Annotated in this window: 13 protein-coding genes; 1 reads left to right on the top strand and 12 read right to left on the bottom strand. The window is 49.4% G+C overall.

What is annotated here, in order from left to right; genetic code table 11:
* The 10 genes from DFR60_RS19195 to DFR60_RS19240 form a co-directional block, all read right to left on the bottom strand.
* A complete protein-coding gene (locus DFR60_RS19195; RefSeq protein ID WP_025531447.1) occupies positions 1-972 on the bottom strand; it encodes an ABC transporter permease in 972 nt (323 codons plus the stop codon).
* A gap of 25 nt (positions 973-997) precedes the next feature.
* Positions 998-2,611: an ABC transporter substrate-binding protein gene (locus DFR60_RS19200; protein WP_110324340.1), complete on the bottom strand. Its 1,614-nt coding sequence runs from the start codon at positions 2,609-2,611 to the stop codon at positions 998-1,000.
* A gap of 106 nt (positions 2,612-2,717) precedes the next feature.
* Positions 2,718-3,449 carry a nuclear transport factor 2 family protein gene (locus tag DFR60_RS19205; RefSeq protein WP_110324341.1) on the bottom strand — a complete coding sequence of 244 codons (732 nt, stop codon included), beginning with the start codon at positions 3,447-3,449 and terminating at the stop codon, positions 2,718-2,720.
* A gap of 9 nt (positions 3,450-3,458) precedes the next feature.
* A complete protein-coding gene (locus DFR60_RS19210; protein WP_110324342.1) occupies positions 3,459-4,517 on the bottom strand; it encodes a lactonase family protein in 1,059 nt (352 codons plus the stop codon).
* 278 nt (positions 4,518-4,795) lie between these two features.
* Positions 4,796-5,746, bottom strand: coding sequence for a LysR family transcriptional regulator (locus tag DFR60_RS19215; protein WP_207659553.1), 951 nt, complete (start codon positions 5,744-5,746; stop codon positions 4,796-4,798).
* 190 nt (positions 5,747-5,936) lie between these two features.
* On the bottom strand, positions 5,937-6,776 hold the full coding sequence (locus DFR60_RS19220) for a response regulator transcription factor (protein WP_110324344.1): 840 nt from the start codon (positions 6,774-6,776) through the stop codon (positions 5,937-5,939).
* A 221-nt stretch (positions 6,777-6,997) separates the two neighbouring features.
* Positions 6,998-7,858 carry a carbohydrate ABC transporter permease gene (locus DFR60_RS19225; protein WP_002603740.1) on the bottom strand — a complete coding sequence of 287 codons (861 nt, stop codon included), beginning with the start codon at positions 7,856-7,858 and terminating at the stop codon, positions 6,998-7,000.
* Between the two features lie 13 nt (positions 7,859-7,871).
* Positions 7,872-8,759 carry a carbohydrate ABC transporter permease gene (locus DFR60_RS19230; RefSeq protein ID WP_002603739.1) on the bottom strand — a complete coding sequence of 296 codons (888 nt, stop codon included), beginning with the start codon at positions 8,757-8,759 and terminating at the stop codon, positions 7,872-7,874.
* A gap of 75 nt (positions 8,760-8,834) precedes the next feature.
* The gene (locus DFR60_RS19235) at positions 8,835-10,241 is read right to left on the bottom strand and encodes an ABC transporter substrate-binding protein (RefSeq protein WP_110324345.1); all 1,407 of its coding nucleotides are present in this window, start codon (positions 10,239-10,241) and stop codon (positions 8,835-8,837) included.
* A 178-nt stretch (positions 10,242-10,419) separates the two neighbouring features.
* Positions 10,420-12,162, bottom strand: a complete 1,743-nt coding sequence (locus DFR60_RS19240; RefSeq protein ID WP_110324346.1) for a sensor histidine kinase — start codon at positions 12,160-12,162, stop codon at positions 10,420-10,422.
* A gap of 233 nt (positions 12,163-12,395) precedes the next feature.
* On the opposite strand from DFR60_RS19240, the gene DFR60_RS19245 reads away from it, so the two are divergent.
* The gene (locus DFR60_RS19245; RefSeq protein ID WP_110324347.1) at positions 12,396-12,953 is read left to right on the top strand and encodes a hypothetical protein; all 558 of its coding nucleotides are present in this window, start codon (positions 12,396-12,398) and stop codon (positions 12,951-12,953) included.
* A 420-nt stretch (positions 12,954-13,373) separates the two neighbouring features.
* Here DFR60_RS19245 and DFR60_RS19250 read toward each other — a convergent pair whose 3' ends face one another.
* Together DFR60_RS19250 and DFR60_RS19260 are read right to left on the bottom strand one after the other, a co-directional pair.
* A complete protein-coding gene (locus tag DFR60_RS19250) occupies positions 13,374-15,491 on the bottom strand; it encodes a hypothetical protein (RefSeq protein ID WP_146218618.1) in 2,118 nt (705 codons plus the stop codon).
* 452 nt (positions 15,492-15,943) lie between these two features.
* Positions 15,944-16,174 (bottom strand): hypothetical protein (locus tag DFR60_RS19260; protein WP_243005124.1); only part of this gene is annotated, 231 nt, incomplete at its 5' end.

The raw sequence follows: 16,174 nt of genomic DNA on the forward strand, positions 1-16,174 counted from the left end.
TTATGACCCCTCCTTTGCTGTTGCTTTTTTCTTCCTGCCGGATACGTACTGTGAACGGATTCTTGGATCGGCAAACGCATAGCATAAATCCACGATCAGGTTCATGATGCAGATAAAGAATGCAAGAATCAGGACACAGGCGTTGATCACCGGATAGTCCCGGCCTGAGATGCCGGTCAGCAGATAGGAACCGAGACCAGGCATGTTAAAAATCGTTTCGATCACCACGGACCCAGCCATAACGGTACCCAGCTGCATGCCTACCACTGTCAGAATCGGAATCACAGCGTTGTGCAGCGCGTGGCGCCAGATCACCGTATTTTCCCTGCATCCTTTGGCTCTGGCCGTCCTGATATAATCGGAGCGGATCACCTCCAGCATGGACGAACGGGACATACGGGCCACATTGGCCACGGTTCCCATGGAGTTGGCCAGGACTGGAAGCACCATGTATCTCCAGTTGCCCATCCCGGTGGCCGGCAGCCATTTTAACTTCAGCGCAAACACGATAATGCAGATGAGTGCCAGCCAGAAATTGGGCATGGCCGCGAAAAACAGAGAGCCTACCGTGACGCTGTAATCCATAGCCGAATACTGCTTTGTGGCTGAGATCACACCGAAGGGAACGCCAATCAGCGTGGTGACAATGACACTCAGCACCCCCAGCTTTACGGTGATGCCGATGCGGGAAATGATTTCTCCGCTGACCGCATGCCCATAGGTATAGGAATTACCGAAGTCAAATTTCGTCACAATATTCACAATGTACCGGAAATACTGTGCAAAGAACGGCTGGTCCAGTCCCAGTTCATGCTTTAGGCTGGCGTAAGCCTCCGGCGTGTACCCGCTGGCTCCCAGCATGGACATGACCGGATCCCCCGGCGCAAAATAACTGATGCTGAAAACGATCAGCAGCACGCCGAGGCAGACCGGTACGATCCACAAAATACGTTTCAAGATATATTTAGCCATTTCGTCAACCTCGTTTCACTTCCTGTTATTTTAGAATCACATAACGCAGGTTTGCGCTTACCGCGCTGTGCAGGCTGACGCTCTCGATCTTCTCCGGATTGTAGGCTACAGCGTCCACAGACTCATAAAGCGGGATGATCATGGCACGGTCGTGAACGTACTGCTGAAGTTCTGCGTATTTCTCCTTGCGCACGTCGTCATCCGTCGTATAGTTTGCTTCTTTATAAAGTGTCACAAATGTCTCATCTGAAATGGCCGCAAATGGGAACGTCGCCAGTTCAGCCGGGAAGAACCGAAGGGAAATATAGGGTTCCCCGCATACGGAGCCGGTATCGGAATCCTGGAAATTAAGGTCTGTACCGCCCTCTGTCAGCCACGCAGAAAACGCGGTTGGAAAGTCGGTGAAGTTCATCTGCAGATTGATGCCCAGCTGCTGCAGGTAAAACTGAATCACCGTGGCTGCATTGGTCTTAACCGCCTGATCCACAGTCGTCATATTCAGTGTAAAGTTCACGGTTGAGCCATCTGTCACGTAACCAGCTGCCTCCATATACTGTTTCGCCTTCTCCAGATCATACTCATAGACGCCGGTGTCCTTGTAATAGGGGCTTACCGATGTGATGATGGAACCCGGCACCTCCGCCAGCTCCCCGCGAGCCGATTCTGCAACGTCCTGCCAGTTTACGCCGTAAGCAATCGCCAGCCGCACATTTTCATCCTTCATGTACTGATTGTTATTGTCCAGAGCCAGAAGGATATTTTCTCCCTCATGGGTCGTCATAACCGCAATCTTATCGTCGGTCAGCGCACGGCTGTAATCACTCTCAGCAATGTTAAGCGCCAAATCGATCTCCCCTGTCTCCAGAGCCATATACATGGCGGAATCCTCCGCATAGTGATTGATCTTCACGGTGTCTGCGCCTGTGAATTCGCCCCAGTAGCTGTCGCGGCGCTTCAGAGTGACATAGGAGTCTGTCACGTATTCAGCGACCTCATAAGGTCCGGAGCCGTTGGGCGCGTTAAGCCATGGATCAATGTTGTCGAATCCGGTTTCCTCGCACCAGGACTGATCGAGCAGGTATACGACACCCATGTTGATAATGCCGGGGCCGAATTCCTGTGTATTCGCCAGATATACGGTAAAGCCGTCCTCGCTGACATAGGACTTGTCCCAGTCAACCGTCGCATAGTACGCAGCCTGGTTCGTCTCCCGGTCCACCAGGGTCTTTATGGAAAAGAGAACATCGTCTCCGGTCATCTGGTCGCCGTTTGCAAAGTAGACATCGTCTCTGCACTCCATCACAAATGTCGTGCCGTCTTCTTCATAGTGCCACTCTTTTAAAATATCGGAGAAGGGATTGTTGTCCTCGTCATAATAGAACAAATAATCGTAAACGAGGTAACAGCCCCAGTGACATACTTCATTTTCGCTTCCCGGCATAAATGTGCCGAGTACATTGATAGTGCCTACGTTCAGAGTCTTCTCCCCTCCGCTTTCACCCGCTTTTGTCCCGGCATCCGTGCTGCTTTCTCCGGCAGGCGCCGCCGTGCCTTCTCCCGTATTTTTGTTCCCGCCTCCGCATGCCGTCATGCTCATGACCAGCGCCGCGGCAAGAAGCAATGCCCCCAGTTTTTTCATTGTTAAACTCCTCCTTTTATTTTTGCTTGATTTATTCAGCAAGGCGCAGATCCTGCACTTCACAATGCGTTACGTAATGCAGCACCAGGCCTTCCGCTTTCTCTTCTTAATACCGGTCCGTCTCTGAGTATGTCTCATACGGCTTCGGCACCTTCGGTTCTTTCTCCGTCCTTCCGTCCACGCGGTACTGCCAGTGATAGGAAGACGGCGAATTGGCCAGATTTTCCGGAGCACGGTCTTCTGTGAACGGGAGATTGGACCGAAACATGGCGTCCAGCCGTATTCCATCCGTCGCATAGCGCTCTTCGGCAAAACGAACCCAGTCGCTGCCGCATGGAAAACGCACCAGATCGTACTGATGCAGATGAAGAATCTTCCACTGTTTCCCTTCCCGGATAAAGTCCGCACCCAGCCGCCAGACGGCGCATTCCGCCCGATAGGCCTTTCCCTCCGCTGTCTTCGAGGTGAGAAGCGCTCTTTCTTCCGAGTCTCCTGCGCCCAGATCGCCCGCGTCGGAGTCCAGCCCCAGCACAAACCACATCCCCCTGGCGGATCTGCCGTCTGCCGCCGTCTCGATGACAGGAGTAACGGGAAGCAGCAGCGTAAATTTGCCGGCAATGTGGTCCTTCTGATAGTAGGTCGCCACCTTTTCCCTGGTGGAATACCGGCCCGAAGCCCCGATCTCGATGCTTACCTCCTCCGACCGGGACCAGAGCTCATCCATAATCTGTCCGCCCTCTCCCGCAAACAGCAGATGGCAGTATGTCCCTATTATATTTTCCACTTCCGCTCTGGCCTCCAGGCGGTATAAACGGTTTTCCACAAAATTGTCCATCATCCTCACCTCCTAAAATGCGATGCACACAGGGGACGGAATCTTACAGCCGGCCCCGGCGTAAACCAGCGTCTCTCCCTCAACACGGTAGAGGTCGAGATATCCCTGAAACTGATAGGCCACCACCAGATATTTTCCATCCGGCGTGAAATTCATGTCTCTCGGCATCTCCCCGCCCGTCTTTACCACTGACCTGAGTGTGAGACGGCCCTTCTCCACCTCCACGCCATATAGTGAAATGGAATCCTCCCGGTTTTCTCTTCCCATGCCGCGGTTGCTGACCGCCAGAAGCCTTCCTCCCGGACACAGCCGTATGGCCGCCGGCTCCGTCCTCCCCTTCATACCGGTAGTCCGTACGGAAATAGTCTGCACAGGGGTCAGCTTCCTATCACATTCCGGTGTAAAGGAATAGACGGAAACCATCTCATCATCCTGCCGGTTCACATAGAGGTACCGTCCGTCTTCGCTGAAGGTCAGATGCCTGGGTCCGGAGTGCGCCTCCATCTCCTCGATCCAGATGATCCTGTACCGATCTTCACAGTCGTAAATATAAATTCTTCCCCCGATCAACTCCACCGCCGCTAAATATCTGCCTGCGGGCGATTTCATCACACAGTGGAGAAAAGGCCCCACCGGGGTCGTATTGAGAGATGCTACGCAGGCCAGCCGCTCACCGATCCTTCCATCCTCCTGCCTCCTGTAAGCCTCCATCGTTCCCCGATAGAAATTGCTGACATAGATTTCCGCACTGTCGTCGTCACAGCACACAAAGCAGGGGCGCTGGCCGTCCGTTACCGCCCAGTTCTGTTCTTCAAATTTCCCATCGCTTATGTCGTAGGCCGTCATGCCGCCGCTGGCTCTTCCCTTAAAGGTCATCCCCTCGCTCAGCACGTAAAGGCTCCTTCTGTCCTTCGATACAGTCAAATATCCCGCATGATACATGGGCCTCGTATCCATCACACGGATCTTTCCCGTTAATGCATTGAGTCCGATCCGGTAAATTCCCCGGCTTCCCCCAGTTGAAGTGGTACCCACAAAGCCTGTATAGTCGGGCAAAAATGTTTCTGCCATTCCGTTGCTCCTTTCTGATTGATGTATCTCACCGCTTATGCACTTTTTCTATTTTCTCTTTTATTACGATACATTTATTATCTATTTTTACTTATACCATGTCTGAGCGCTCCTGTAAAATTCCAAAACCGGAATAGCAAGTATAACTTTTGGATTATACTTGTAAAAATCACTTTCCATTACATAAAAAAACAGATACCAGGAGCCTATTCCTCTGGCTCCTGCATCTGGTATTTTGCTGTCAGTCTGCTGTATACGCTCTTACTACCGCTTGCCGGTCACTTCCATGCAGGAATTCCCCGCTGCTCCAAATCGCTGTTCAAGGCGTTCTGATTCCTTAAAAAACGCTGTGTCACAAAATGGATAAAATCCTGATTCTCGGCTGTGTAATAGTGATCCTTTCTGGTCACCAGCGTCACACTCGCCTTTGCCTCACAGTCGCTGATGGGAATAAAGTAGATTCTGTCGGCCGGATCTGCATCCTCCTGCTTTGTCTCCACCGATTTATTTTCCTCAAACATGGGCATGCAGAATACGCCTCCCAGCCCCTTTCTCGCTGCCGAGAACAGAACATCCCGTTCATCCAGCTTCAGCAGGTTGCAGCTGACCCCGGCCCTCTGAAAGATCTCCATGCCGGTCTCAAAGGTTCTGGCGATGTTGCTGCAGAACAACAGCTGGCCGTTTAAATCCTTGAGCGCGACGCTGTTTCTGCCCCAGAACGGATGCGTGTTGTTCACGGCTATGTAATACCTGCCCACCATAAGATCGCGGCTCGTCAGGCGGCTGTCGAGTATTTCCCCCAGATTCAGCCCGGCATCCGCGTCCCCGCTGGCCAGCATGGCGTGGATCTCGTCTGTATCGCAGAACTTCAGCTCCACTTCGCATTCCGGATGGATTTTCCGGTAATCGTCCAGCATGTTTCTGAGCACCCCAAAGCCAGAGGCGATCACCATGCGCCTGTTGTTGCGTTTTGCTATCTGCCTGGATTTTAAAGTCCCCTCTTCCAGAAGTGAAAACGCGCTGTTTACGTACTCCAGGAAGCAGCGGCCCGCTTCTGTCAGCTCAATGCGGTTCCCTTTTCGTTCAAACAGCAGAAAATCCAGTTCTTTCTCCAACCTGGCAATCGCCGTGGATAACGCCGGCTGGGATACGTAAAGTTTCTTTGCCGCCTTCGTGATATTTTCCATGGCGGCTACCTCTCTGAAATAGTGCAGGTGAAGCAGCTCCATCCCATTCCTCCCCTCTCTTTCGCAGTTCATGGCAGCTCCTGTTTGTGCGGATTATGCTATAATTTGCCATTTATAGTAAGCATAACACAGTTTGTGCGATTTTCACAATCAAAAAAACAGAGCGTTATAGAAAATAATCATTTTCTACAGCGCCCTGCCTTCTGGTAAATTCTTTAGTTAAATTCTTCTGCTAAATCCTGCTGTTCCGGTACTCGTTCGCCGATATCCCTTCCAGCTTCTTAAAAACCTTGGAAAAATGCGCCACATCCATGAATCCCACCTCTTCCGAGATATCGCCGATCCTCAGTGACGGATCCTTTAGAAGCTTCTTCGCCTCGTCGATCCGGATATGGTTTAAAAGCTCGGAAAAGCTTTTCCCGGTATGACCGTTTAACAGCTTGCTCAAATGCCACTGGCTGACATACGTCTTTTCCGCAACCTCTGCCAGGGTGATCTTCTGTGTATAATTCTCTTCCATGTACTTGAGAGCCGTCTTCACAATAAAGCTTCCGGCATTATGTTCGGATGAATTATGTTCGGATGAATCTTCATTACCACTAGACTCCTGCTCCGCAGCCCCTTCCGGTTCTGCTGCCGGAGAAACCGGGACTTCCGCCGTGTTCTGTGTCTTTAAAGCGTTCTCCTGTTCCTTTCGTTTGTTCAGCGTATCCGCCATGAACTGAAGCGCTTCCTTGATCTCATCCATATTGGACGGTTTCAGCAGGAAACGGTTCACCCCCAGGCGTATGGCCTTCTGAGCATAATCAAAGTCCCGGTAACCGGTCAGGATGGCGATCATCATCTCCGGGAACTCCACACGGAGCGCCGCAATCATGGACAGCCCATCCATTCCGGGCATGGAAATATCCGTAAAGATAATATCCGGCCGCAGCTTTCGGATTATCTCCAGCCCCTCTAAGCCGCTGCAGGCGGTCGCTGTCACTTCACAGCCATAATCCGCCCACGGCACCACCTTGGAAATACCTTCTACTATAATCGGTTCATCGTCTATAATCACCACTCTATACATCTGCTGCCCACTCTTCCCCGAACGTCATTTTTACAAACGCTCTGCTGCTATCAGTATACCATTCGTACTAAACTCGTGCAAGACCTCGTTATGCCCGATAAGGCGGGGCACGCTGAGTACTCAGGTATGACTCGCACTAAGTTCGTGAAAAACCTCACTAAGTGCTCATAGTATACCATATTCCGGCGTTTCAAAGAACCCCGAAAATAATTTTCCCTTTATCACCCCTTGACAGCGCCGGCCGTCATGCCCTTGATAATATACTTCTGAAGGAAGATATAGACAATCAGGATCGGAATGATAACCAATGCCACAGATGCGGCCATGAGGCCGAAGTTCGTTCCTTCATTGGAAGTCAGCTCGTTTAACAGACGCGTGATGGCACGATGCTGCGGAAGACGAAGCAGGAACATCTGTGTAAACAGATCGTTATAACTCCAGAGGAAGGAAAAGATCGCTACTGTCGCAAAGGACGGTTTTGCAAGGGGCACTACAATCTTGTAAAAGATCTGGAATGGATTACAGCCTTCCAGATAGGCCGATTCCTCCAGTTCAATGGGGAGACTCCGCACGTAGCCGGTCAGTACGACTATGGCGAAGGACATATTGCCTGCTACCTGCGGAAGAATCACGCTCGTTAAGGAAAGCGCCAGACTCTCCGTATTGACCATGTGGGCGGAACTCAGCATACGGTATACCGGAATGATTGTGGAGAATACCGGGAACATCATGCCTGCCACCACCAGTGAATTAAGCGGTTTGCGAAGCTTGAACTCGTAGCGGACCAGGCCGAACGATGCCATGCCGGCCAGAACGATAACGATAGCCGCCACCGAAGTGGATATAATCATACTGTTGCGGTATGCGCTGAAAATACTGAGACGCTCAAATGCGGTCCGGTAGTTGGCCAGGGTAAACATTGCTCCTGTAGGAAGTGCAAAGGAGTTCGAAAGGATCTCGCCCTTCGCCTTAAAGGAGTTGATGATGACCCAGAAAATCGGATAAATCGTGGTAAGTGCCCAGAAGCCCAGAACGATGTAGATTACCACACTTCCCAGCGATATTTTTTTCCCTCTGCTCATGATGAATCCCCTCCTAATAATCTTTCTCTTTGAAAATTGTGTTGATCACTTTCGCCGTCACAATTCCAAGAACTACGATCAGAACCGCTATGGCGGAGCTGTAATCGACATTTTTCGTATTAAAGGTCTGGTAGTACATGTATGTGCCGGTCAGCCATGTCTCACCCAGCGGAATTCCCTTCGGGAACATGGTCCATGGGAGGTCGAATACCTTTAATGCACCGGTAACGCCGAGGACCACACAGGTACACATAACATTGTGAAGCAGAGGAATGGAGACATATCTTACTTTCTGGAATCCTGTTGCTCCGTCGATAGCGGCCGCCTCATACAGTTCGCCGGATATATTATTGAGTCCGGTGATCAGGATTACAAAATAGAAGCCCACATACTGCCACATAACAGGCAGCATCATCGTGATGAGCGCCAGCTTCTCGCCTTTCCAGTCGATGAGTTCGGTGACGCCGAGACTCTCCAGCAGCTGATTCACCATGCCCTTGTCGTACAGGAAGATCAGATTGAACATCAGACCTAACGCAGTGGCGGAAATGACGATGGGGAAGAAATAGACAGTCCGAAAGAATTTTGCTCCGTGGCTGATATTGTCAACCAGAAGCGCCAGGACAATGGCGATTCCTACCTGGCCAATGATGGTGACTACCATCATGAGGATGGTGTTTCTGACTGCCACACGCATGTTCTCATCCTGGAACATGGTCACGTAGTTGGTGTACCACGGATCATTCCATCCCTTGCTGGCGGCTCCCAGTTCTGTAATCTGCTTAAAACTGTTTAAGATGTTCTGTATAAATGGATAGTACAAGAAAATTGCCATAAAGGCGAACGCCGGAACCAGAAAAAGGAACAGCGGCTTTTTGTTTTTATAGATATTTGCTCCCATATTCTCACCCTATTTTTCCGTAAAAAAGCCAGAGACGAAAGGCCATTACGTCTCCGGCTTTGAATTGACAGTTATTTAGTTTGCGTGGTAAATCTCCAGGCCTTCCTTGACAGCATCTTCTGCTGTTACCTTGCCTGTTACGATCTGCGGCATGCCGTCAAAGGTTGACGTTCTGCATTCACCCTGGAAAATATCCTGAACAGCCGGTGTTAAGGAGGTAACGCCGCTCATCATATCCATTGCCTTTACCTGTAAGGAGTTGAACTGGCTCTGGTCTACCGCCGGCGCTTCTTTCAGTGCGGAAGCTGTATGCTGTGCGAAGATCGGTACGATTTCGTTGGAAGTCATGTACTCTACGAAATTTACTGCTACGTCTCTCTTTTCCGGATCATCCCATGCTTTCTTCGTAATGTAGTAGCCCATGGATAAACCGCCGATTAAATCAGTTGCTTTTCTGTCGCCCTTGCCAGGTACGTAGGTAACGGTGAATTTGTCGAGCTTCTCGGTATCCATGGTGGCTGGGTCATTCGGGTCGGACTGGCATGCGCCTGCGATTCCGCCGACTTTCCAGGAACCGTCGATTAAGAATGCAGCCTTATCTTCTGTGAAGGCAAGGAATGTATCATCATCGGTTGCGGATAATGTATTCTTCGGGAAGTACTCTTTTTCATATAAGTCTTTGACATCGTTGATGCCTGCTACCCATGACTGGCCCTGTGTATCTTCTACAGTTTCCGGAATGTCACAGTGGTTTGCCGGTGTGTTGTGATTGAAGATGGTGTACTCCCACCAGTAATGAGGAATATTTCCGAGCGCTGCAGCGATCGGGCTGTAGCCTGCCTCTTTGATCTTCTCACAGTCTGCAAGGAACTGATCCCATGTGTAATCCGGTCCCGGTACTGCTACGCCTGCCGCTTCCAGAACGGTTGTATTGACAAACATTGCCTCCCAGAAACCATTAACCGGCACTGCGTATTTCTTTCCGTCTACGAGAGATGCGGCGATTAAATCGTCATTCATATTGGAAGCGTACTCCGGATATTCCTTGCGGATATCATCGATGGACATAACCTTGCCCGCCTCGATGAAGGAGTTGGCGTCTGCGCCGTTAAACCAGAACAGTACGTCCGGCTCAGAACCCATCTGGAAATCGCTTGCCACACGGGCCTTTACGGTCTCGTCGGAGACTGCTGAGGAATCGTTTACGGTGTTTCCAGTCGAAGCTTCCCAGTCCTTTACTGCCTTCTGGTAGTTCGGAGCGTTGCCGTCCTCGCCTGCGAATGTGGTCATAACGTTTAATGCGACTGCCTTCTTTGCTTCGGTCGGGGCCTCTGTCTTCGCCTCTCCCTCTGTTTTCGCCTCGGTTCCTGCCTCGGTCTTCGGAGCAGCCGTCGTATCTGTTGTGGACTGTTTGGAGCAGCCGGTGAATACGGTTGTTGTCATAGCCCCTGCCAGTAATAATGCCATCGTTCTTTTCTTCATATTAATTGCCTCCTGTTTTTTTTATACACCCTTTGCATTCCTGCAATTTGTATACCTCATGTCATTATTATCGCTGATTTGGGTGCAAAAATGAATAACCAGTTCTGCCATTTGTTGTATTTTCTTGTTCATTTATCACAGAACAAGAAAATACAACAAATGGCAGAACTGGTGCTCTCTACTGGACAGCTATCGTAAGACGCGCGATGACATGCTGTTCCTCGTCTTTCTCTATTGTAAGGCCGCATGGCTCCCCATACAGGATCCTCAGACGCTGGTTCACGTTGGCAATGCCCAGGTTTCCCGAGGGTTCCCGGCTGAAGTCATAATCAGGCGACAGAAGGCGGCAGATCTTCTCCGCCTCCGCAGGTGTCAGGGTTCCGTCATTCACGATATCCAGATAGAGAAACCCCTCCTTCTCATAGCCACGCAGGATCACGGTTCCCCGGCCGCTGGGCCTGACGCCGTGTTCGATGGCATTTTCAATAACGGGCTGCAGAATCAGCCGCGGCACTTCATACTGCATGATGGATTCATCCAGCTCCTTGATTACGGTGAGCCGTTTGCCGAAGCGCTCGGAATTGATGTATAAATATGCGTTCACATACATCATCTCCTCGGAAAGAGGGACAAAGGTCCGCTTCTTCCGATCCATGGCCGCATCCATCAGCGTAGCGAGAGCCTCAATCATACGGGATACCTTCTCATTACCGCCCAGGCGGGCCTCCCAGTTGATAATCTCCAGCGTATTATTCATAAAATGAGGGTTGATATGGGACTGGAGCGCCATAATCCTGGCATCCCGCAGCGCGATCTCTTCCTCATAGATATGGTCAAACTGATACTTCAGCCGTTCGGACATCTGATTAAAGGATTCCATCAAGTACTTAAACTCCAGATTTTCCGGCTCCTCCTTAATCTGATAGCCGAGATTTCCCGTCTCAATCTGATCGGCGCCCTCCATCATGACCGTAATCGGTTTTGTGACATTCCGGTTGAATACGCGAAGCAGAATCAAAAGCAGAGGCACCAGGAACAAAAGCATGCCTGCGACGATGAACGGATAGCCATAGAACGGTGCCTGGATAATACTTTTATCCGCCTGCATGAGTACCGACAGGGTGAAGTACTCTTCCTTCTGCGTGTCATAAACATAGAGATTTCCGTTTTTACGGCCGTATCCTGTCTGCCGTGCAGTGCTTCTGCTTTCTGTTATCATCTCTTCGATATTTTCACCCTTCAGCAGAATGGTCTGGCCGTCGAGGCGGACGAGGACATTCTCCCCCTGCGGGGAATCGATGAGGGGGCCAAAACAGTATGATTTGTCCAGGCGCATGATCAGCGCTCCGAACTGATAATACGAATTGTCAAGGAGATTCCTGACCATATAGATCCTGCCGTCCAGGTTGATGTACCCCAGTGCCGTGTCCAGGGTGGAGAGAAACGCCTTAACCCTTTCATGGTCCTCTCTCCAGTAGGTCTGCACCTGCTGATACGTACCGCCGGCCGCGTTGTTGTAGACGCTGCAGTTCATCCGCTCCGGCTCTTCGTAGCACCACAGAATTGTAGTGGAAAAACACTGGTTCTGGCGGTACTCCTTATTTAAATAGTCATTGCTCGCGGAATAGAGGCCGCCGTAGCTTAAGCTGCCGCGGGTGTACTCTCTCCACGCCTTCTCCAGCGTCTGGTCATAGGTCGCCTTCCGGGACGCGTTGATGCCGTAATTCAGCCGTTCCACACAGATCTGCCCGTCATAGACCACCTGGTCCACGACGCCCTGCGCTACTGTCCCGTAGCGGTTGCTTAAAATATAGTAGCCAGCCACTCCGATGATCAGGCAGAACGGCAGCAGCCAGCACATCAGCATGATGCCTATCATTCGCCATTTCATGGACATTTCGTTTTTTTCTTTTTTACTCATATCTGACCCCTTCACCGCGTAAACGGCTTTTCACATTTTTCAATGTCTCTACTATATCACAAAAAGACGGGCAGCGGCAATATAATAACTGGCCGGCCCCGTCTTTCATACTCCCCAAAAAGCTTGAAAAACTTGACAGTAACGCAGGAAAGCGATATGATGCAGCGAGAATGATTTGTTACATTTATTTAAATACAATAATTATTTGTACGAAAGGAACAGGAAATATAGGAATGGAACATTTAATCAGAAAGAAACGTATCGGCATAAGTTTGATTATTGCGGTCACACTTACAGGAGGCATTATTTTCACAAGCGCATGTTCCGCAGCCGGCAAGACTCCTCAGCAGCAAAGCAGTCGCTCAGATGATGAAACTACGATGGAAACACTGGAATTGAAAGGAGTTACATACTATCTGGTTTTTGATGAGACTCAGTTAAGGGCAATTGGAAAAGATGGGTATGGACTTGATCGAAATTACCTCCAGCAGGCTGATATCGAATTATCATCGGATGAGTGGGTTCCTATCGGAACCGAAGATGAGCCTTTTAAAGGTTCCTATAACGGTAATGGCTTCGAAATCAAAGGGCTGACCATGACCGACCCAAAAGCTGAAATTATCGGGTTATTTGGATACGCCGAAGATGCACATCTCTATAATATCACCCTTCGGGACTACGATATTACGAGCGCTGGACGGGATCTTAAGAAAAAATCGGTCTCCCCTGTTCTCGTATTCGGAATGGGTAAAACCCGCTCTTACGATAATACGGTATATCCAAAAAAATAAATGCCTGTAAGCTGCACATTTTATATATATGTTTTATATTTCGTACTTTTTTCAGTTTCAAATGCAACTGCCGCCGGAAAGGGCAGCTGCATTTGAAACGGCAGGAAAACAGGCTGTGCTTGCGGGGCTGCCCTCTAACCGTCCGCAGGAGGGAGGATTGATCGCTTGCCGCAATATGCAATTCTGCGATTTGCTGAACTGCACAATATTCAGCGGGTGCTTGACCGTATTCCCTCGGAAGTGCTGGCGGAACTGAAACGGCAACAGCATGATAGAAAGGAGGTGTATCAGCCATGCTTATGGTTCCATGACTACCTTTAGGGTTTCGTTGCTTTTTAGCCAACTCACCCGCCATATCCAAAATGCCCGGACGGCATAAAGCCATCCGGACATTTAGAATGACACATGGTAATTACCCCTCTAACGGAAGATATAGCCGTTATTTTCCAGCGACTCCTTTGCCTTCTTCCAACTGGGCTTTCCATTCTCATCTTTCAGTATGTAATATGGGCTTTCAAAGATAGAGATGATATTCTCCGGATTCACCTGGTCAAAATCAACTTCCAAAATAATGGAAATCGTATGGCTTACGGAATCACTTTCCACCTTCCCATTTATCCCATTAAGTTCATCCAATTCTCCAATTCTGGATTCATACTGTTCCAGATCTTCAAGAAAGGAATCCTGTCTGCCCGCATAGAAATATGTAGTTTTTTCATTACACCCGGTAACCTGTCCGTTAACCACCTCCACTTCGTATAAGATGGCGGAATCATAATTTTCCTTTTCAGCAATATAGCTGTATATCCCCAGATCTGCGGACATATCCATTTCCTCAGGATGCTCCTCGGAAAACTCCAGGTCAATCCATGCGGTATCTATTCTATCATATATATCTCCATAGGTTATTTCCATAAATTCCAGGTCTTTTGGCACAAGGAATCCCACATATCCCTCCACTGTGCCTCCCTGGTATACACGGTCAATTCCATCCTTCTTAAACACCGATTGGGGTAGGACGGGGTTGCCAATTACTCCTCCGCGGCCGGATAAAACCGTAAAGTTCCGGCCGTCAAAAGATGGGGCAGCGTCGGTTTCCATGGAATCAACCTTCACCTTAATCTTTAGAACAACCGGATCCATGTACGCATTCTGGTAATGATCCGAATAGTAATCATCTTCTAAAAAATACGCTGCAGCTTCTCCCCTGTAAGCTTCCAGCACCTGTATGTTCCCAGCAAACGGAGCGTTCTGCCGGTACGCGGAAGACGGATTATAATCCAGTTTTATGGTATCCTCCAGGCCATACGGATTTTTCCATTCTCCTTTTGCAGATGACGTATCCCTGATAGGATTTTGCTTTGGGATTACGGACACATACGGCTCCTGGTCATCCGGGAGCTCATAGGCCTGATCTAATTTGAAATATAGAATTTTGTCATTCAGGCTTTGGTAAAGCATCATAGGCGAGGGGTCGTTTTTATCGATTACATAGCCAAACCAGCCCTCTGATGAACCGCCGGGCATAATAGCAGTAATACTGTCATCCATAAAATCAAGGGAATCCTCAAAATCATATTCCTGGCCTGTATTGCTGTTAATCACTCGGCAATCTCCCACATAAAAGTCCAGATAGGATTCCTCCAGCATGTCAACCGACGGAGCGTTTACAGTCAACTTCACAAGCAGGAATTCCTGATTGTCCTTCAGATTCCGGCTGTAGTATCCATAACTGTCCAACCGGTTCAACTGCTCATCAACCTCAGATCCCCTGAGTATCTCGTCTACCCTGATTTCAATTTCATATTCACCAAAACGAGGGGATTGGCAGTACATATATCCGTATTCCCCTATAGGCAGGGGGGTATTGAACGTCCCCATACTGAAAGCAATATCCTTCTCCCCGGCATTCAGCCAGTCCGATACCATAATAGGCTCATCCACCAGTTTCCTGTCTGAACCGGTGAGCGAAGTTTTAAACCACACGCCTTCATTTACACTGGGCATAAATACAATATTGGGTTTCTCATCCTCTTTATCCACAAGATAGAACAGGCAGCCGGTCTGCGTACTTCCCACGGACGCATCCCCGAACAGATTGCCTTTGACGAAACGCCTCTGGAGAAAGTAATCATAGGGATTCCCGTCCTCAGATATGAGTTTAAACATATTGACATCCCTCTGCCCTAACTCCACAGGCGAATCCCCTGGCCAGTCCGTCAGCGTGAACGTAAATCTGGCAACAAGAAGTTCCTGATCATCTCCCATCTCCAGGGGTTCATGATAAGAGGCATAGCCTCCGGCCGCAGCAAATACATCCTCGGCATCTGTCCCTCTTACAACATCCTGCAACGTAATCTCTGCTTTAAAACGGTTCTCTTCCTTGGACGCCAACGTACCGTCATATATAACCGTCTGGCTGATGCCTGCCGGCATTTTCTGAGTTCCATACTCCTTCGGGTTAGATGTACACCCACTGAGGGCTGCCGCCAGCACAGCCAGAAGTATGCACACCACACTTGCCTTCCGCATTTTCATAAATCCTCCACATTAGTATAAATCCCTGACAGTATATCATATATTCTGCCGGAGGAACAGTATGTCTGCACGTATTTAGCTGTTATATCTGTGCGTATTTAGCTGTTTTCAATGGCAGATAGTACATCCTCCGCTGTTGCCATGGGAGGAGATTAAACGCCTTATGGACCGTAACGCAATCAGATAGATGTATTGCGGTGTTTTTTCTGTAATTCAGAGGTGTCCCCCCATATACCGCGAGAAGGTATTGGAAAAATGGCTGCTACCCGAAAATCCTGGTCATAGACTTTGGCGGAGGCACCTTTGATGTCAGCCTCATGGACTGCTTTGAAAACATGATTGAAATCATTGCCATTGCCGCAGATAACCAAACTAGGACAAGAATGCCGAGTACGCGGATGACCGTTGGTTTTTTATCTTTCCCCAGATGTGGACATTAAAGTAGACTTTTTTTACTTTGCATTGTCATGCTGTAATTGACTGCCTCTGCAGTCAGGCTGGTTTCCTCTCCTCCCCGCCGGTAGGAAGTCTGGACTGCCTCTTTCAGCATCCGGCCTGGGCATCCTCTGTAAGCCGTTTATTTCTCCAAGCCCCAGAATCCGGTCAAGAAGATATTCACTGTGGCCTGTTTCTTTATTCGTAAATAAAGTTTTTCTAAATGTAACTGCTCCCAGTGATGTGAT

Origin of the sequence: Hungatella effluvii (genome assembly GCF_003201875.1) — a bacterium.
GTDB classification, from domain to species: Bacteria; Bacillota; Clostridia; order Lachnospirales; family Lachnospiraceae; genus Hungatella; species Hungatella effluvii.